19 protein-coding genes are annotated in these 19,247 nt (G+C 39.8%); 10 read left to right on the top strand and 9 right to left on the bottom strand.

Going from position 1 to position 19,247, the window contains the following annotated elements:
- Positions 1–77 precede the first annotated feature (77 nt).
- The 3 genes from T8I65_RS05450 (at position 78) to T8I65_RS05440 (ending at position 2,947) form a co-directional block, all read left to right on the top strand.
- Complete coding sequence (locus tag T8I65_RS05450) at positions 78–764, top strand: type II CAAX prenyl endopeptidase Rce1 family protein (RefSeq protein WP_322302388.1); 687 nt, start codon at positions 78–80, stop codon at positions 762–764.
- A gap of 61 nt (positions 765–825) precedes the next feature.
- Positions 826–1,830: an alcohol dehydrogenase gene (locus T8I65_RS05445; protein ID WP_322302387.1), complete on the top strand. Its 1,005-nt coding sequence runs from the start codon at positions 826–828 to the stop codon at positions 1,828–1,830.
- Positions 1,831–1,921: 91 nt separating this feature from the next.
- On the top strand, positions 1,922–2,947 hold the full coding sequence (locus tag T8I65_RS05440; RefSeq protein WP_322302386.1) for a formylglycine-generating enzyme family protein: 1,026 nt from the start codon (positions 1,922–1,924) through the stop codon (positions 2,945–2,947).
- Here the strand turns inward: T8I65_RS05440 and T8I65_RS05435 are convergent.
- Positions 2,944–3,390 (bottom strand): nuclear transport factor 2 family protein, encoded by a 447-nt coding sequence (locus T8I65_RS05435; protein WP_322302385.1) that lies wholly within the window; start codon positions 3,388–3,390, stop codon positions 2,944–2,946. The genes T8I65_RS05440 and T8I65_RS05435 overlap by 4 nt on opposite strands.
- 65 nt (positions 3,391–3,455) lie before the next feature.
- Here T8I65_RS05435 and panB point away from each other — a divergent pair, with 65 nt between their 5' ends.
- The 3 genes from panB (at position 3,456) to T8I65_RS05420 (ending at position 5,936) form a co-directional block, all read left to right on the top strand.
- Positions 3,456–4,274 (top strand): 3-methyl-2-oxobutanoate hydroxymethyltransferase, encoded by an 819-nt coding sequence (panB, locus tag T8I65_RS05430; RefSeq protein ID WP_322302384.1) that lies wholly within the window; start codon positions 3,456–3,458, stop codon positions 4,272–4,274.
- 61 nt (positions 4,275–4,335) lie between these two features.
- Complete coding sequence (locus T8I65_RS05425) at positions 4,336–5,040, top strand: RNA pseudouridine synthase (RefSeq protein ID WP_322302383.1); 705 nt, start codon at positions 4,336–4,338, stop codon at positions 5,038–5,040.
- A 50-nt stretch (positions 5,041–5,090) separates the two neighbouring features.
- Positions 5,091–5,936 carry a neutral zinc metallopeptidase gene (locus T8I65_RS05420; RefSeq protein ID WP_322302382.1) on the top strand — a complete coding sequence of 282 codons (846 nt, stop codon included), beginning with the start codon at positions 5,091–5,093 and terminating at the stop codon, positions 5,934–5,936.
- 58 nt (positions 5,937–5,994) lie between these two features.
- Here T8I65_RS05420 and T8I65_RS05415 read toward each other — a convergent pair whose 3' ends face one another.
- Both T8I65_RS05415 and T8I65_RS05410 read right to left on the bottom strand, forming a co-directional pair.
- Positions 5,995–6,870 (bottom strand): DMT family transporter, encoded by an 876-nt coding sequence (locus tag T8I65_RS05415; protein ID WP_322302381.1) that lies wholly within the window; start codon positions 6,868–6,870, stop codon positions 5,995–5,997.
- 8 nt (positions 6,871–6,878) lie between these two features.
- Entirely contained in the window at positions 6,879–8,423 is a 1,545-nt protein-coding gene (locus T8I65_RS05410; RefSeq protein ID WP_322302380.1) for a hypothetical protein, read from the bottom strand.
- A 148-nt stretch (positions 8,424–8,571) separates the two neighbouring features.
- Between T8I65_RS05410 and T8I65_RS05405 the strand changes: the two genes are divergently transcribed.
- Genes T8I65_RS05405 through leuB form a run of 4 tightly spaced genes read left to right on the top strand, consistent with a single transcriptional unit; the run spans position 8,572 to position 12,875 of the window.
- Complete coding sequence (locus tag T8I65_RS05405; RefSeq protein WP_322302379.1) at positions 8,572–9,744, top strand: 2-isopropylmalate synthase; 1,173 nt, start codon at positions 8,572–8,574, stop codon at positions 9,742–9,744.
- 6 nt (positions 9,745–9,750) lie between these two features.
- Entirely contained in the window at positions 9,751–11,133 is a 1,383-nt protein-coding gene (gene leuC, locus T8I65_RS05400; RefSeq protein WP_322302378.1) for a 3-isopropylmalate dehydratase large subunit, read from the top strand.
- Positions 11,133–11,750: a 3-isopropylmalate dehydratase small subunit gene (gene leuD / locus T8I65_RS05395; RefSeq protein WP_322302377.1), complete on the top strand. Its 618-nt coding sequence runs from the start codon at positions 11,133–11,135 to the stop codon at positions 11,748–11,750. The genes leuC and leuD overlap by 1 nt, the downstream gene beginning before the upstream one ends.
- A 9-nt stretch (positions 11,751–11,759) precedes the next feature.
- A complete protein-coding gene (gene leuB / locus T8I65_RS05390) occupies positions 11,760–12,875 on the top strand; it encodes a 3-isopropylmalate dehydrogenase (protein ID WP_322302376.1) in 1,116 nt (371 codons plus the stop codon).
- 64 nt (positions 12,876–12,939) lie between these two features.
- Here leuB and argH read toward each other — a convergent pair whose 3' ends face one another.
- The 6 genes from argH to proC form a co-directional block, all read right to left on the bottom strand.
- A complete protein-coding gene (gene argH / locus T8I65_RS05385; RefSeq protein WP_322302375.1) occupies positions 12,940–14,217 on the bottom strand; it encodes an argininosuccinate lyase in 1,278 nt (425 codons plus the stop codon).
- A 164-nt stretch (positions 14,218–14,381) separates the two neighbouring features.
- Positions 14,382–15,452, bottom strand: coding sequence for a M20 family metallo-hydrolase (locus tag T8I65_RS05380; RefSeq protein WP_322302374.1), 1,071 nt, complete (start codon positions 15,450–15,452; stop codon positions 14,382–14,384).
- Positions 15,452–16,252: an acetylglutamate kinase gene (gene argB, locus T8I65_RS05375; RefSeq protein WP_322302373.1), complete on the bottom strand. Its 801-nt coding sequence runs from the start codon at positions 16,250–16,252 to the stop codon at positions 15,452–15,454. The genes T8I65_RS05380 and argB overlap by 1 nt, the downstream gene beginning before the upstream one ends.
- Positions 16,240–17,187 carry an N-acetylornithine carbamoyltransferase gene (locus tag T8I65_RS05370; protein ID WP_322302372.1) on the bottom strand — a complete coding sequence of 316 codons (948 nt, stop codon included), beginning with the start codon at positions 17,185–17,187 and terminating at the stop codon, positions 16,240–16,242. The genes argB and T8I65_RS05370 overlap by 13 nt, the downstream gene beginning before the upstream one ends.
- 64 nt (positions 17,188–17,251) lie before the next feature.
- Positions 17,252–18,406: an aspartate aminotransferase family protein gene (locus T8I65_RS05365; RefSeq protein WP_322302371.1), complete on the bottom strand. Its 1,155-nt coding sequence runs from the start codon at positions 18,404–18,406 to the stop codon at positions 17,252–17,254.
- Between the two features lie 2 nt (positions 18,407–18,408).
- Positions 18,409–19,203 (bottom strand): pyrroline-5-carboxylate reductase, encoded by a 795-nt coding sequence (gene proC, locus T8I65_RS05360; protein WP_322302370.1) that lies wholly within the window; start codon positions 19,201–19,203, stop codon positions 18,409–18,411.
- Positions 19,204–19,247: the final 44 nt, after the last annotated feature.

The following is a 19,247-nucleotide window of genomic DNA, read 5'->3' as shown; positions in this document are numbered from 1 at the left end:
TTAGAACACATTTACATTTTTTAAGGTTTATTTCTGCTATTGCTCTTCTTATATTGCAGACTCAAACGCTACTATAAATGCCGCCAGAAGCCAGCCTGAGGTTTAAGATTTTCAACCTGCTCACTAATTTCGGAAAGATGCTTGGTTGCTATTTCCTTTTCTTCATACTACTGGCCGCTCTTCAATCTACATTTCCATCTTTTGATTACGATAAATATCAGCAAACCGAGATCTTCGAATTATTAAAAACACAACCATGGAAATTTGCTTTTATGGCGGCCATTTTCGCTCCGGTCATGGAGGAAGGCATATTCCGAAGTTTACTTAAACCTACAGAATTCAGTCTCAAATTCTTTTTTTGCTGTGTGCTATTTATGATAGGTATCGCACTAATCCCAGAAGAAGCTCACTGGATTCTTAAATATGGTGTACTTGGCGGGACCTTGCTGCTTGCTTTTTATGCCTTAGGGGAATTGATCCCGGAACATATATTTAGAAAAACCTGTTACTGGCTACACCGGTATTATTTGATCAACTGGATCCTAGGTGCTATCATTTTCGGCTTTGTTCATATTTTCAATTATGTAGATACTTTTCAAATTGACCTGATATTATTCATAATGATCTTCCCTCGTATCATTGCAGGCTTTTTCTTCGGAAAAATTAAATTGGAGAATCGAGGACTAATCTGGCCTATGTTAATGCACAGCATGAATAATTCTATGGTACTGCTTTTTATACTTCCCTTAACCCTGTCAAATTAACAAAGCCTTAAAAGCATTCCCTTTCACTTTTTGTAACTTCTGAAACCAAAAAATAAAAGTTATGAAAGCAGCAGTAATTGAAGAAGCAGGAGGAGATTTTATCATTAAAGATGTAGATAAACCAAGTCCTTCAGCAAACGAAATTTTAATCAAAGTTGAAGCTTGTGGGATTTGCCATAGCGATAATTTTGTAAAAGAAGGCGGTTTCCCAGGTCTTGAATATCCTCGAATTCCCGGGCACGAAGTTGTGGGAATTATAGAAGAAATTGGAAAGGATGTTTCCAAATGGGAAAAAGGACAACGCGTTGGAGTTGGCTGGCATGGTGGTCATTGCTTTGAATGTGAGCCGTGTCGTCGCGGTGACTTTATAAGTTGTGAGAATGCCAAGGTAAGCGGGATTTCCTACGATGGTGGTTACGCAGAATACATGACGGCGCCTCAGGAAGCTGTGGCCAATATTCCAGAAGACCTTTCTTCAGCTGAAGCTGCGCCATTATTATGTGCTGGAATCACTGTTTTTAACGCTTTGAGAAATTCAGGAATACGAGCAGGTGATGTAGTTGCCGTTCAGGGAATTGGTGGACTGGGACATCTTGCTATTCAATATGCCGCGAAAATGGGAATGCGCACTGTAGCAGTTTCTCATAGTAACAACAAAAAAGAGCTTGCATCCAAGTTGGGTGCTCATGAATTTATAAATACGAACGAAAAAAACGGTGCAGAGGAACTTCAGAAATTAGGAGGGGCAAAATTAATCCTTGCTACAGCTCCTCATAGCGATGCAATCACATCTATAGTAGATGGTTTAGGAATAGACGGAAAATTACTTATGGTGGCCGCAACAGGCGAACCTATAGAAGTTTCTCCAATGCAATTGCTTATGGGAAGAAAATCTGCCGCTGGATGGCCTAGTGGAACAGCTATAGATTCTGAGGATACCCTAAAATTTAGTGCAATGACCGGCACAAAACCTATGATCGAAGAATATAGTCTTGATAATGTTGCTGAAGCCTTTGACCAGATGATGAACAATAAGGCCAGGTTTAGAGTAGTACTGAAGATGTAAATTTTAAATTAAGAAGAATCACCGGAAAGTAAAAGCATTTATTTTCCGGTTTTTTTATGTTTATATTTGAAACTCATTCATCAGGACAAGCGTGAAAAACTTCATCTTCATTTTCTTAATATCAAGTCTTCTATTCACATCGTGTAAAGAAGAAAAATCAAATGGCCCCATCCAGGCAGTAGAACCTACTGAAACCCGTAAGGTTTCAGATTATCATAAACAATATCTTAAGGAGATTTCCTATATCAAAACCAGAGCCGACTCCTCCTCTACCGAAAACATGATCAAACTTGGTGGTGGAGAATATTTGATGGGTGGAAAATCTGAAGAGGCTAAACAAAATGAATTACCAGTCCATAAAGTGGAGATCAAACCTATTTATGTAGATAAAACTGAAGTTACCAATGCCGAATTTGCTCAATTCGTTGAAGCTACTGGTTATGTTACTACTGCAGAAAGAAGTTTTGAGCTTAACGGGAAGACCTACGAACCTGGAGCTTTGGTTTTTGATCCCTATAATCCCGAGTGGTGGTGGAAATTTGTGAAAGGTGCGAACTGGCAACATCCGCAGGGTCCCGACTCTTCTATTGAAGGTAAGGAGAACTATCCCGTGGTGCAGGTTTCCTGGTATGATGCAATGGCCTATGCTAAATGGGCTGGTAAAAGACTACCAACAGAAGCTGAATTTGAATATTTTAATAGTGCAGGTCGTGATTCTCTTACTTACCATTGGGGAAATGATTTCGACATTGCCGCGCAACATGCGAATTTTTACCAGGGCGAATTTCCAAAAAAGAATACTGGTGAGGATAATTTTGAAAAAATAGCACCTGTAAAAAGCTTTCCTGCAAATGATTTTGGTTTGTATGAAACTACAGGAAACGTATGGGAATGGTGCCTGGACACCTATCATGCCGATGCGTACTCCAGAACTTCTGAAATGAAAGATGGATATTTCAAGCACTACTATAAAATGGAGCAGGAAAAAGTGATACGCGGTGGTTCCTTTTTATGTGCTGAAAGTTATTGCAGCGGCTATCGTGTTTCGGCTAGAATGAGTTCAGTTCCGGATACTGGTTTAGAGCATACTGGTTTTCGGTGTGTAAAGGATATTTAATCACAGCTCTGCTTGCTCCGGGAATCCATTAAAAATAAGATCTTCCAGATACCATCCATCTTTACCAAGTTGAAAATATTGGTTCCGCAGTGTGATTTCTCGCCTTTATAATAGAAGGTATAAGGCGTTGTAACTGTCGCCAGCAGTCCGTTTTCTTCTATTCTATACTCATGTATTTTTTCTTCAAATCTCACATTCTTCGGAATAGAGGCTATACTTTTTACAAATTCTGAATAAGCTGAAGTATTGATAGTTGTTTTACCTTCAGCATTCCTACTGACAGATTTCAGCTGAAGTGAATCCGTAGCAAAAGTTTTAAGCTTTACGGTATCCTGCTCATGAAAAGCCTCGAAAAAATCGATGACCAATTGCTTTGGATTGTTCGATTGTGCATGACTACTGAAGCAAATAAATATAAACGCCAGAAACATTAAGTTTTTCATAAGTCGAGGATTATTGACAGTGCTCCACGAATTTACTACTTTTACTGAAATTAAAATTTACGCGAATGTCGGTTGCCAAAAAACAGTACAAGAGAATAACAACAAAATCACTGGTAGATATGAAGTCCAACGGTGAGAAGATCAGCATGCTTACGGCATACGATTTCACTATGGCTCAAATCGTGGATGGCGCAGGTATAGACGTGATTTTGGTAGGTGATTCTGCAAGTAATGTAATGGCAGGTCATGAGACCACCCTTCCAATTACCCTGGACCAGATGATCTATCATGCAACCAGTGTTGTTAGAGCGATCAATCGTGCCCTGGTAGTTGTTGATCTTCCCTTTGGAAGTTACCAGAGTGATCCCAAGGAGGCCTTGCGCTCCGCAATTAGGATCATGAAAGAAAGTGGTGGACATGCCGTAAAGCTTGAAGGTGGAAAGGAAGTTAAAGAAAGTATCAAGAGGATTATGCACGCGGGAATTCCGGTCATGGGACATCTTGGACTAACACCACAATCCATCTATAAATTTGGAACTTATACGGTTCGTGCAAAGGAAGAACAGGAAGCAGAAAAACTGAAGGCAGATGCCCTGATGCTTGAAAAAATTGGATGTTTTGCTATTGTTCTTGAGAAAGTGCCTGCAAAGCTGGCCAAAGAAGTTGCCGCAAGTTTATCCATCCCGGTGATTGGGATCGGTGCAGGAAATGGTGTAGATGGTCAGGTACTGGTTGTTCACGATATGCTTGGTATGACTCATGAGTTTAATCCAAGATTCCTTAGACGATATGCAGATCTTCACGGAGAAATGACCAAAGCTTTTCAGAATTACAGAGATGATGTGAAAAGCAGCGCGTTCCCTTCAGATGATGAACAATATTAGAATTAAAATATAGTGTTGATCGATTGATTGGATCGTTCTAATTCTTTACAAAACTTAACCATTGAGTTCAGATAAAATAATTTCCACAAAAGATAATCTGCAGGTGCTGCACGAGGATAATCATATTATCATCGTCAACAAAAGACCGGGTGATATTGTCCAGGGAGATAAGACAGGTGACAAACCACTTTCTGAAGTGGTTAAAAGTTATATCAAAGAAAAATATAACAAGCCAGGAAATGTCTACCTAGGCGTGGTTCACAGGCTGGATAGGCCTACCAGCGGGATCGTCCTGTTTTCAAAAACTTCAAAAGCACTTCCAAGACTCAATAAATTATTTCAGGATAAGGACGCGAAAAAAACTTACTGGGCCGTGGTTAAGGAAAAACCGCCAAGAGAAAGTGATGAGCTTATTCATTTTATCAAAAGGAATTCCAAACAGAATAAATCCTATGCTCATAAGAATGAAGTTCCTGATTCTAAAAAAGCGATCCTAGACTATCAATTGATCAAAGAACTCGATCGTTATTATGTGTTGGAAATAGACCTTCACACAGGTAGACATCACCAGATAAGGAGTCAGTTATCTGCTATTGGATGTCCAATAAAAGGAGATCTTAAATATGGATTTGATCGTAGTAATCGCGATGCCAGTATTCATCTTCATTCTAGAGAACTCAGGTTTATACATCCCGTGAAAAAAGAAGAGATCCATATCACGGCTCCTCCTCCAAAAGATCCTATCTGGGATGCAATTATGATTTAATTAGAATTTACATTCTGCCTTTTTACTATTTTTAACCAAAATATTTAAATATGAAATGGCAAGGTCGTAGACAAAGCGGGAATGTAGAAGATCGCAGAGGTTCCTCTGGTAAAGGTAAATTAATTGCCGGTGGAGGAATTATAGGTGTAATTTTCGTTATTGCGCAGTTTATTCTTAGCGATGGTGATGTTTCAGTTTTACAACAACTGGAAGGATCTGGCAGTTCCCAGACTGAATCCCGAGAACTTACTGCGGAAGAAAAGGAAATGGGAGAATTTGTCGCTACTGTTCTTGCTGATACTGAAGATGTGTGGAATGATATATTTGCTGAAAATAATATGAATTATCAGGAACCTGGTCTTGTTCTTTTTAGCGATGCTGTTCAAACAGCCTGTGGTGGTGCGTCTTCTGCAAGCGGACCTTTCTACTGCCCTGCAGACCAGAAAATCTATATGGACCTTACTTTTTTCGATCAGTTGAGACAAAGATTTGGTGCCAAAGGTGGTGACTACGCGGTTGCCTATGTTATGGCTCATGAAGTAGGTCACCATGTCCAACATTTGATGGGAACGGCTGGAAAAGTTCGTAATCTTCAGCGGCAATCGAGTCAGACTGAAGCTAATGAACTATCTGTAGCGCTTGAGCTCCAAGCCGACTTCTATGCAGGAGTATGGACGAAGGAGAATCAGCAGTATTTGAGTGAAGGAGATATCGAAGAAGCGTTGAGTGCCGCGAATGCTGTTGGTGATGACGCAATACAGAAACGAACCAGTGGAAGAGTAAATCCAGATTCGTTTACTCATGGAACTTCAGAACAACGTAAATCCTGGTTTATGCGTGGATACCGAACCGGAGATATAAGACAGGGAGATACTTTCAAAGAAGTCTTAAACTAACTGCAATTGAATAATATTGAAAGCCACTTATCCAAGTGGTTTTTTTATACCCGGAAAATTATTTTCTGCTTCTTAGCGAACTAAGACTTTCTATTATAACGGCGCTTATGATCAGTGAACCACCAATCATGGTTTTTGCTGAAGGGATCTCGTTCAAAAACATAGCTCCAAGCGCGATACCATAAACCGGTTGTATACTGCTCATGATACTCGCCGCAGTTATACTAAAATTCTTAAAACTCTTCAAGAATAAGGTATGCCCAATACAGGTCGTAAGCAAAGCAAGCGTAAGTAGTGGTTTCCATTGTTCCAGAACTTTGTCAACTTCAGAATAAAAGAAAGCAGGAGACAGAACTAAAGCGACCACCAGTATCTGGTAGAACATTAATGTGGAACCATTATAGCGTTCGATCTCTTTTTTCATTAGTAAATTCCGAAGAGAATAAAATACTGCAGATGCAATTCCGAAGAGTACGGCTATAAACGAGTTGTTTTCAAGATCGAAATCGGGACTCAGAAAATACACCCCGAACAGCACTAAAAATCCCAGTGCAACATGGATCTTATTGAATCGGGTTTTAAATAATAGTGGCTCCAGAAATGCTGTGACAACCGGATATGTAAATAAGGATAACAAAGCTATGGCAACGCTGGAATATTTAAGGGAATAGAAATAAGTCACCCAGTGCGCTCCCATAAGCAGTCCTCCAGTAATCACTTTTAGCACATCTTTTGTCGAAGCGATTTTCAGGCTTATTCCCTGCCATTTGCAGTACGCATAAAATATAACAGCTGCCAATACACATCGATAGAAAATGGTGATTATGGGATCTAAAGTGATATAACGACCTAAGGCTCCAGATGTGCTTATAAGCAACACCGCCAGATTGAGCATTAGAATATTCGAAATATTGGTAGACTTTGGTGCGGTCATATCTTAATTTAACGCGAAGATGCGGCAGTTTTCTGCTGAATGATAGTTTTTACCGGAACATTTTCAATATTACTTTCCAGCCAGCTAATGATATCCAGGTATAGAAAAGCCCTTCTTTCATAAGGATGTTGCTCGAAAACTTTGAGAACAGCATGTAGTTTTTTGAATTCATCTCTAATATCAAGAGGAGAAACATCCGGTAGCTTTCTTAGGAATTTGATCATCTCTTTCTGAACCTCATGCAGATCGTTCATTCTAATAAGAAACTTGTAAGTGGACTTCACAAGATGATCAAGATGATAATCGAGTCCAGCCTCATAATGTGCTACAAGATTGAGAATTCGGGAGAAACACATAAGATCTTCCCTCATTCCCAATGATTTGTTAGAGATGATCTTTTTAAGAAAAGCGATACATTTTTTATTATCTCCATCCCCAAAATACAAACAGGCGATTTTGTAATAAAATACCATGATATGATGCTCATCCAACCTGCCCTTGAATTTTGTGATCTTATCTGTGATCTTTTTGACGAGCTCCTGGTTATCTCCAAACTCCCCTTTCATAAACTTTAAATTCAGTTTATTGGAATAGACGTAGAGAAAAGAAAGTGCCGCAATATTATCATTATGTGGGATCTGTGCATCTCGTAAGGAACTTTCTAATTGGATCAAAGTCTTTTCAAAAAGCTCTGTATGATTTAAATAAAACAGTGATTCCAGCAGGTAATGATTACCTTTTAAATAAGAAACAGGATGCACGGGGATCATATGATCATATTCTACGAAAAGTTCTTTCCACTTCATCGAATAGCGGTAACAGCCCAGAAAATCCTGAATTAAAAAACTATACCACATATGGGATTTATAAACCCATAATTTCTCTCGAAAACCAAGCTCTGAAAATGTATAATCGGGAAGTTGCTTTTTAAAATATTCCTTGATGGAAATTGCTTCTTCTTCAGTACGGCAATAGCCCTGTTTTAAAAATATTGCATATAATTCCAAAGAAAGATTCGATAGATCTCCCCACAATGAATTTAGCGCACTGATCTCTCGGGTTTGACGAATAAGTATATCTGCCCTGTTATTCATACTCCGGGTGATATACTGCGACTCTATGATCTTCTCAAGCTCCAGAACTTCGTAAGCAAGGTTCTTCTCTTCAAAATTTAGTGCCAGCAACTTCACTTTGTCCAGCAACTTTAAGCTCTGCTTATACAAACCTTTGTGATATAAGATATAGGCGAAATCAAGTTGTTCCCGAATTTGAACCGGAATACTCTGGTGTGCTGGATTGAGCCTTAGAGAAATTAAAAGCTGCTTGTATAGATGCGTTTTGACGTTGGAAAGCTGAAGCTTCGTAATACTGGTATTTTCAAGAATTTCAGCTTCATTGTATTTTTTCTGTTTTGAAATTACTTTATATAAATTCAGGAATTTTGAGTCTGAATTCACCCCAATTCTTCCAACATAAAGCGAAAACTGTCTTTTTTCTGAAGCAGATAAAGATTTGATTAAAGAAAACAGATTTTCGGTTAGATCATTGGTCATTGTAAAAGCAGGTTTACTAGTTCTTTGTAATTCAGTTAGTTATGTACTTTTTCCTTCGTTTTAATTACTGTAACATCTTGAAACTGTGACCAGAAAACTTGTAGTGAGACTGATACATTAGTTAAAGATAAAGCAAAATAAATCTCACATGCGTACTGAAAAGGTAGAAATTTTTGACACTACATTGAGGGACGGAGAACAAGTCCCCGGCTGCAAATTGAATACTGAACAGAAGAAGAAGATCGCTGCACGACTCGATGAACTTGGTGTTGATGTTATTGAAGCAGGCTTTCCGGTTTCAAGTCCTGGCGACTTTCAATCTGTTACCGAAATCTCAAAACTTGTAAAAAATGCGACAGTTTGCGGACTTACCCGCGCCGTTAAAAACGACATCAAGGTTGCTGCAGATGCGCTCAAATATGCCCGAAAGCCCAGAATTCACACAGGAATAGGAACTTCAGACTCTCATATTAAATATAAGTTCAAGTCCAGCCGTCCAGAGATCATCGAAAGAGCTGGTGAAGCCGTAGCTTACGCTAAAAGCTTCGTGGACGATGTTGAATTCTATGCGGAAGATGCTGGAAGAACTGAAAACGAATTCCTGGCAAAGGTTTGCACCGAAGCCGTTAAAAACGGTGCTACCGTAATAAATATTCCAGATACGACAGGATATTGCTTACCAGAAGAATATGGCAGAAAGATAAAATACTTAAAAGAAAATGTGATTGGAATCGAAAATGTGATCATTTCCTGCCATTGCCATAATGACCTTGGACTGGCTACTGCCAATGCAATTGCCGGTATTACCAATGGAGCGAGGCAGATAGAATGCACCATCAATGGGATAGGAGAACGTGCTGGGAATACGGCTTTGGAAGAGGTCGTTATGATCTTAAGACAACATCCATATCTTGATTTGAATACAGATATTAATCCGCAGTTGCTATACGACACCAGTAATATGGTCTCGAGAGAGATGGGTATGTTCGTACAACCAAACAAAGCCATCGTTGGTGCCAATGCATTTGCACATAGTTCTGGTATTCACCAGGATGGCGTCATCAAGAATAGAGAAACATATGAAATCATTAATCCAGCCGATGTCGGGGTTACCGAGTCGGCTATTGTTTTAACTGCCCGTAGTGGTAGAGCGGCACTTGCCTACAAAGCCAAGAAAATGGGTTATGATCTAACAAAAATAGAACTGGATCATGTTTACTTAGAGTTCCTGAGCTTTGCAGATGCTAAGAAACAGGTAGCAGATACCGATATTCATACGATCATGGATATCTTCAAAAAGAGTTCACGAGCAATTGCCTGATTTGTTATGAAGAAAACTTTATTTGATAAAATTTGGGACTCCCATGTTGTGGAAAGCATACCTAACGGGCCGGACATTTTGTATATCGATAAACATTTGATACACGAAGTGACCAGTCCTCAGGCTTTTAATGAGTTGAAGGAAAGAAACATTCCCGTATTTCGGCCGGAACAGATCGTGGCTACGGCAGATCATAATACGCCAACCCAGGATCAGCATTTACCGGTCAGAGATCTTTTATCCAGAAAGCAACTAAAAGAGTTGAGTCAGAACTGTGAAGAGAACGATATTACGCTTTATGGCTTGGGACATCCCTATAATGGGATCGTTCATGTTATGGCCCCGGAGCTGGGAATCACTCAGCCCGGCATGACCATAGTTTGCGGTGACAGCCATACTTCTACTCATGGTGCTTTTGGAACGATTGCCTTCGGAATAGGAACCAGCCAGGTAACTCAGGTTTTTGCAAGCCAGTGTCTACTGGTAGAAAAACCAAAAAAGCTTCGGGTGAATGTGAATGGTAAACTGAAGAAGGGAGTTTTACCTAAGGATGTAATCCTATACATAATCAGTAAACTGGGAACAAATTCAGGTACCGGTTACTTTTGTGAGTACGCGGGAGAAGTGTTTGAAGAAATGTCTATGGAAGGCCGGATGACGGTTTGTAATATGAGTATAGAAATGGGAGCGCGTGGTGGCCTTATTGCTCCAGATCAAACCACGATAGATTACGTGGAAGGCAGAGAATTTGCTCCTAAAGGCGCTGATTTCGATAAAATGACCGCTTACTGGGAAACATTGAAAACTGATCCGGAAGCAGAATTTGACCAGGAATATTCGTTTGATGCTGAAGACATAGAACCCATGATCACCTACGGAACAAACCCGGGAATGGGAATTAAACTCACCGGAAGTATTCCTGTGGAAGGAAATAAAAGCGATGCTAAGGCTTTAGCCTATATGAATTTCAAGCCGGGAGAAATTTTACTGGATAAACCTATCAATTATATTTTTATTGGTAGTTGCACAAATTCCAGAATTGAAGATTTTAGAGTTGCTGCATCTTATATCAAAGGAAAAAAGAAAGCAGAAAATGTAAATGCTTTGATCGTTCCCGGAAGTCAGCAGGTGGCCATACAGATCAAAGAAGAAGGATTGGACAAGGTATTTGAAGAAGCCGGTTTTACCTTAAGACAACCTGGATGTTCGGCATGTCTGGCAATGAACGATGACAAGATCCCGGAAGGTGAATATTGTGTATCCACCAGTAATAGAAATTTTGAAGGAAGGCAGGGACCCGGTTCCAGAACAATTCTGGCAAGTCCATTGACCGCCGCAGCGACTGCTATTTCAGGAAAGATCTCAGATTATACGCTAACATTGAACTAATGGAGAAATTTATAACACTTACAGATACCGCCGTTCCTTTGGATGATGAAAATGTGGACACTGACCAGATCATTCCTGCTCGTTTTCTAAAAGCGACAGACAAAGCTGGTTTTGGTGAAAATCTTTTTAAGGACTGGCGTTATGATAAAAATGGAGATCCAAGTGAGGATTTTGTATTGAACCAGGATAAGTTTTCAGGTTCCATATTGATCGCCGGAAATAATTTTGGATGTGGATCAAGCCGTGAACATGCCGCCTGGGCTATAAAAGCTTATGGTTTTAAAGCTGTTGTGTCCAGTTACTTTGCAGATATTTTTAAGGGTAATGCATTAAATAACGGACTTCTGCCAGTTCAGGTAAGTCCCGATTTTCTTCGTAAGCTGTTTATTTCAGTAGAGAAAGATCCGGAAGAAAAATTCATCATAGATCTTGAGAATCAATTTATAAAAATTGAAGGTTCTGCTGAAAAAGAACTTTTTGACATAGATCCCTACAAAAAAACCTGCCTTATTAATGGATATGATGATATAGATTTTTTAACGAGTAAGTTGGAAGCTATCGAGAAATTTGAGCAGAAACGTAAAGACATAGAACCTGTACCACAGGAAACCTTATAAAAATAATGTATGAAATATAATATAGCTGTACTTCCCGGAGACGGGATTGGTCCTGAAATAACACAGCAGTCAATGAAAGTGCTGAAGGCTGTTGCAGATAGATTTGATCATGAGTTCAATTTTGAAGAAGCTGAAGTTGGCGCGGTAGCAATTGATAAGTTGGGGGATCCATTGCCTGAGACAACACTGGAACTCTGTAAAAAATCTGACGCTGTGCTTTTTGGGGCGATTGGTGATCCTAAATATGACAATGATCCTTCGGCGAAAGTAAGGCCGGAACAGGGCTTGTTACGCCTTAGAAAAGAACTAGGTCTTTTCGCTAACATTAGGCCCGTAAAAGCTCACGAAAGTCTTATACACCAGTCTCCGCTTAAAAGAGAAAATATTGAGGGAGCAGATATGATCATTTTCAGAGAACTTACCGGCGGAATATATTTTGGCGAGAAAAGCACTTCAGAAGATGGTCAAAGCGCTTCAGATCTTTGCACCTATTCCGTAGAAGAAATTGAACGCGTAGCTCATCTCGCTTTTAAAGCTGCGGAAACAAGGAGGAACAAATTAACGCTTGTAGATAAAGCTAATGTACTGGAAACATCGCGTTTATGGCGAAAAACGGTTACTAAAATCGCTAAGGAGTACCCTGAAGTAGCAGTGGACTACTTATTCGTGGATAACGCAGCCATGCAAATGATCCTGAATCCCAGACAGTTCGATGTGATTCTGACCGAAAATATGTTTGGTGATATTATTTCAGACGAAGCGAGTGTTATTGGTGGTAGCATTGGTCTATTGGAATCTGCTTCCATAGGAAATGAAAATGCAGTTTTTGAACCCATACATGGATCTTATCCACAGGCCGCCGGGCAGGGAATTGCAAATCCTTTGGCTTCTGTACTTTCTGCTGCGATGCTACTGGATCATTTAGGACTTAAAACTGAAGCTGAAACGGTTAGGATGGCGGTAGATCTCAGCCTAAAACTGAATGTTTGTACTATAGACATTAACAAGGATAATCATTACTCAACCGAAAGGGTTGGAGATTTTCTGGAAAGCGTCATTAGTGACACTGAAAATCATATTGTAAATAAGGAAAACCTGAGTTTAGGGCAAACGACCATTATTTAAATTTTAGTTCATGTTTGTAGACAGTAGCCTCCTGTAAATTTAGGTTTTCAGGAGGCGTGTCGTTTTATAACTGCTGCAATTTTGTCCTGATCATATTTAGTGAAAGATTATCCTTACTACCGGAATGAGTATGCTGCATGCCTTCGGTAGCTTCATAAGTGTCATTTTGGACCTGTTCTCCAATGATCTGGTATGCATCCCGAAATGACTTACCTCCTATCACGAGTTCGTTGATACTATCTACGGTAAACAAATACTTATATTTCTCGTCCCTGATATCGATATTTTTCAAAATGATCTTGCTGATGGAATAGGTGAAAACGTCCAGAATTTCTTTGATGTTTTCCACCGCATAAATACTATTCTCTTTGATAAGCTGGAAATCCCTGTGATATCCACTTGGAAGATTATTAGTGATTAGGATCATCTCATTTGCGATAGCCTGCAGCTTATTACACTTTCCTCTAACGAGTTCGAAAACATCGGGATTTTTTTTGTGCGGCATGATACTGGAACCGGTTGTTAATTCATCTGGAAAAGTGATAAAATCAAAGTTCTGACTCATATACAAGCAAATATCCATAGCGAACCTGGAAAGTGTGTTTGCAAGAGAGGAGATATTGGCAGTAACCGTTCGCTCACATTTCCCCCTACTCATCTGGGCAGCTACAACATTGTATTTCTGGGTTGCAAAGCCGAGTTCCCTGGTGGTAAATTCCCTGTCTATAGGAAAAGAAGAGCCATATCCTGCAGCAGAACCCAGCGGATTTTGATCCACGATCTTCAACCCTGCATCGAGTAAGTATAGATCATCAATTAATAATTCTGCGTAAGCTGAAAACCATAAACCAAAAGATGAAGGCATCGCCACCTGTAGATGTGTGTACCCGGGAAGCAATTTTTCCTTATGTTCCTCGGCAAGGTTTAAAAGTACATCGATTAAATTCCTAGTCTTTCCAGAAATCTCCAGCAGGTTTTCTTTAAAATATAATTGTTGAGCTACAAGCACCTGATCATTTCTTGATCGGGCAGTATGGATCTTTTTTCCAGTATCTCCCAGTTTGGAAGTGAGTTCGTATTCGATTTTGGAATGCACATCTTCAAAATCTTCTTCGATCTTAAATTCACCTTTTTCGAGTTGCTGATTCAATAGCTCCAATTCTGAAACTAATAAATCTACTTCCTGTGCATCCAGAATTCCAACTTTCCCCAGCATCTTCGCGTGCGCTGTAGATGCCTGTATATCATATTTAGCTAGATGCATATCGAGTTCACGATCATTTCCCACGGTAAATTTCTCGATCTGCTTATCTATTGAAATGCCTTTATCCCAAAGTTTCATAGTTTTTATTTTTTAATATCCGTTATCCTGAACTGGTTTGACTTCGCTGAATTTCTGAATTTAAGATCTTATGAGAAGTTGAACAATTTCAGCCTAACATTATTACCATCGCTGCACTGAGCTTGTCGCACTTCGACAGGCTCAGTGCAACAATTTCAGTGATATTATTTCCTAAGTGTTTTTTCAAGCAATTTTATATACTTTTCAATACCTTCTTCGATCTCCTTTACATAAATAAATTCATCAGCCGAATGTGATCTGGTAGAATCTCCCGGTCCTAATTTTAGTGAAGGACAGCTCAACATCGCCTGGTCTGAAAGTGTTGGCGAGCCATAAGTTTCCATCCCTATTTCTATTCCTGCTTTTACAAGGTCATGATCTTGTGGAATCGAAGACGAATTCAATCTTAAACTTCTCGCAGTGATCTCATCTACTGGCGCTTTTTCTTTTAATATTTGCTCGATCTCTGCATTGCAATATTTATCGTTTACCCGAACATCGATCACCAAATGCGTCTTAGCGGGCACTACATTATGCTGACTTCCAGCCTTGATCTGCGTGACTGTCACTTTCACTTCTCCCAGACTTTCTGAGACCTTCTCTAATTTAAAATTTTCGAACCAGTTTAGAACTCGCGCAGTTTTATAGATCGAGTTATCAGTATTTGGATGAGCTGCATGCGAAGGAGTTCCTTTTACTCCTGCATCGAAAACAATAAGGCCTTTTTCAGCTACTGCAAGATTCATCAGGGTTGGTTCCCCAACAATAGCAACATCTATCTTCGGTAATTTTGGTAATAGTTCTGCAATACCATTCGTTCCGTTAATCTCCTCTTCAGCGGTTCCGGCGAAAATGATATTATAATTTAAATTCTGTTCGGAATATAAATAAGTGAATGTAGCCAACAGAGAAACAAGGCAGCCCCCCGCATCATTGCTACCAAGACCATACAATTTACCATTTTCTATTTTTGCCTCGAAAGGATCTCTGGTATAAGCTGAATTTGGTTTTACCGTGTCATGATGTGAATTCAGCAACAGATTTGGTTTTGTATCGTCGAAATGCTTACTGGTCGCCCAGACATTATTGAGGCTTCGCTGATGCGGAATGTTGTGGTCTGTAAACCATCGTTCAAGACAGTCTGCTGTTTTATCTTCTTCTCCTGAAAAAGATTGGGTCCTGATGAGGTTCTGCAATAGTTGCAATGCTTCCTTCTGAAGTTCTTTGATCTGCATTAGTTTACAATTTTTGTATGTGCTGCACCCTTTTTCAAAAGCTCAGCATCTCCTAGATAAACGGTGGAAACTCCTCTATTGATGGCTTCAAAGCAATTATGAAGTTTTGGCAACATCCCATCTGTGATCACTTTAGATGCTTTCAATTGTTGATAATCATCTGAATTCAGCTCCGCAATTACTGAAGTATCATCATCCACATTCTTTAGAACTCCTTTCTTTTCTGAACAGTAAAACAGCTGGGTTGTATAGATATTGCTCATGGCAATCGCTATTTCTGAAGCTACCGAATCTCCGTTAGTATTCAGCAAAACACCTTCTTCCGTAGAAGAAATCGCTGAAAATACGGGCACGATCTCCTGTTTCAAGAGTGATTTGATAAATTCTGTATTTACCTTGACCACATCCCCTACCAGGCCATAATCAATTTCTTTAACTTCACGTTTTCTAGAAATTAGTACGTTAGCATCTGCTCCGCAAAGTCCGATCGCGTTTTGTTTATTTCCCTGCAATTTTGCAACGATACTTTTGTTTAAAAGTCCGCCATAAACCATCGTGATCACTTCCATAGAATTCTTATCCGTAATTCTTCTGCCATTAACCATCTGAGTTTTAAAGCCTAATTTTCCTGCGACTTCAGTAGCTTTATTTCCACCTCCGTGTACAAGAATTTTAGGACCTTTCAGCTGAACAAAATCTTTCAGGAAAGAATCGAGCAGCTCTTGGTTTTCGATGAGCTTACCTCCTATTTTAATGACATTAAGAACATCTGTCGCCGGATTATGAACTATTTCGAGCATTCCAATAATTTTTTTAACACCGCTTGTGCTGCATAGGTTCTGTTATTCGCCTGCTGGATCACAATAGAATTATCACTATCCAGGATATCATCAGCGATCACGACGTTTCTTCTAACAGGAAGACAATGCATCACTTTTGCGTTATTGGTTTTCTTTAATTTAGCCTGATCTACGGTCCAATTTTCTTCGACCTCGAGTACCTGACCGTATTTTTCATAACTACTCCAGTTTTTTACATACACAAAGTCGGCGTCCTTAAAGGCTTTTTTCTGGTCATGCTCCACACGAACATTCTTTCGAATTTTTGGATCCAGATCATAACCTTCAGGATTAGCGATCACAAGATCAACTTCCATTTTCTGCATCACTTCAGTAAAAGAATTCGCTACAGATGGTGGTAAGGCTTTTGGGTGCGGAGCCCATGTCAATACTACCTTTGGTCGAGATTTCCCACTTAATTCCTGAATGGTAATCGCATCTGTTAAAGCCTGCAACGGGTGGCCAGTAGCGCTTTCCAGATTCACTATGGGAACTGAAGCGTACTTTTTAAAACTATTCATCACCACTTCAGTTTCATCCTTCTCCCTGTCTTTAAGGCCTGGAAATGCCCGTACCGCGATGATATCGCAATATTGTGAAAGTACAGCAGCTGCTTCTTTTATATGTTCTGCCTTGTCTGAATTCATAATCGCACCATCTTCAAATTCCAAAGCCCAACCATCTTTGTCAGCATTCATGACCATCACCTCCATACCCAATAATCTGGCAGCTCTTTCAGTGCTTAGACGGGTACGAAGACTTGGATTGAAGAATAACATCCCCAGAGTCTTACCTTTTCCAGGTTTTTCTTCTGAAGGATTCGATTTCATACCTCTTGCGTCATGGATCAATGTTTTAAGATCCTCAATATCTGATAGGTTTATATAGTTTTTCATTCTTATATTTTTTCTGAAAACCGAAGTTTACTAACTCTGCAAATTATTTTTTCTGAAATATTCCTCAGGAAGTTTCGGAGCTTATTTTTTGATTTTTCAATGCTTGTTGTAAAGCTTCAAAAAAGACCTGAAAATGTTCTTTCTGAATATTTAATGGTGGAAGGATTCGCAGTAGTTTTTTGTTAGATGAAGCCCCTGTAAAAATCTGGAAATCAAATAGTAATTCCTTCCGAAGTGCAGCGATCTCAAAGTCAAACTCCAGTCCTATCATCAAACCACGACCTTTTATCTTTTTTATTTCTGAAATCTTAGCTGCTTCCTCCCGGATATATTCTGAAACTTCAGCAGCATTCTGCATCAGGTTTTCTTCTTTGATAGTATCTAAAACTGAAATCGCCGCAGCACATGCAAGATGATTTCCGCCGAAAGTCGTACCCAGCATTCCGTAGCGAGGAGGAATATTACGGTCGATCAAAATTCCGCCGACAGGGAAGCCATTTCCCATCCCTTTAGCCATACTAATAATGTCTGGCCTGATGCCATGCTTCTGAAAAGCAAAGAAATCACCGGTTCTACCAAAACCAGACTGTACCTCATCTGCGATTAGCATGACATCGTACTCCTTACAAATATCGGCCGCAGCCTTGTAGAAACCGGAGTCTGCTTCATCCAGTCCGCCAACACCCTGGATCACTTCAAAAATAACCGCCGCAACATCCCCTTTTCTAAATTCAGTTTCTAATGCAGCTATATTATTAAATGCCAATCGGGTAGCCTTATGACCTTTATTAAATGGTGCTTTGATAGTTTCATTATCGGTAATCGCCACTACGCCAGAAGTTCTACCGTGAAAAGCATTCTCGAAGTAAATGATCCTGTCCTTGCCCGTATGGAAAGAAGCAACTTTTAGTGCATTTTCATTCGCTTCAGCTCCAGAGCTACATAAGAACAGCGTATAATCCTGAATTCCAGAAATTTCTTCCAGTTTACCAGCAAGTTCATTTTGCAGGGGATTTTTGATGGAATTGGAATAAAACCCAAGTTTCGCCACCTGAGTTTGTATGGCCTGTACATAGTCTGGATGCGCATGACCAATAGAGATGACCGCATGACCTCCATAAAAATCCAGGTATTTCCTGCCGCTTTCATCATAAACATAGCATCCATCGCCTTTTACCGGGGTGATATCGTATAACGGGTAAACATCAAATAACTCCATAATTACTGGTCTGATATTGTATTAATCTTTTTAAAAGAGGCTTGTATTCCTTTAATTAGTGAGGAACTCAGGCCGTTATGTTCCATCTCGTTAAGACCTTCTATAGTGCAGCCTCTTGGAGTGGTAACCTTGTCGATCTCTTCCTCCGGATGTTTACCGGATTCTATCAAAAGACTAGCGGCTCCCAGGCAGGTTTGCATAGAGAGCTCCTGAGCTTCTTTCGCATCAAACCCAAGTTGTACAGCTCCCTGAGTGGTCGCACGTATTAAACGCAGCCAGAAAGCAACACCACTGGCACAAATAACCGTTGCTGCCTGCATTTTGTTCTCAGGAATGATAATACTTGTTCCCAGTCTGTTAAAAATAGCTTCAGCGATCTTTATCCTTTTTTCACCTACTTCATTACTACACAAACAGGTCATGGATTTCCCAACAGCGATTGCCGTATTGGGCATTGACCTGATGATATAATGCTCCTTACCAATGATAGCTTCGATTCTGGGAATCCTAAAACCGGTAACTGTTGAGATCAAAACATGCTTATCTGTAAGTTCGTCTTTGATCTCCTCAAGAATGCGTTCAAACTGCGTGGGCTGAACGGCAAAGATCAGAATATCAGAATTTCTAACTGCTTCCAGATTATCTGAACTTACATGAACCTTTGCATATTCTTCAAATTCCTGGATATCTTCAATCTTTCTTTTACTTAGGTAAAGCGTCGTAAACGCATTACTGAAGATGAGGCCCTTCGCAATGGAAACACCCAGATTCCCAGCACCTATAATTGCTATTTTCATATCGCTTTAATTATCAATCATTCTTGTGTAATAGATAAAATCCA

Origin of the sequence: Christiangramia sp. OXR-203 (assembly GCF_034372165.1) — a bacterium.
In the GTDB taxonomy this organism is placed as follows: domain Bacteria; phylum Bacteroidota; class Bacteroidia; order Flavobacteriales; family Flavobacteriaceae; genus Christiangramia.
The sequence above is the reverse complement of the archived record's forward strand: the minus strand, read 5'-3'. Positions and strand labels throughout refer to the sequence as shown.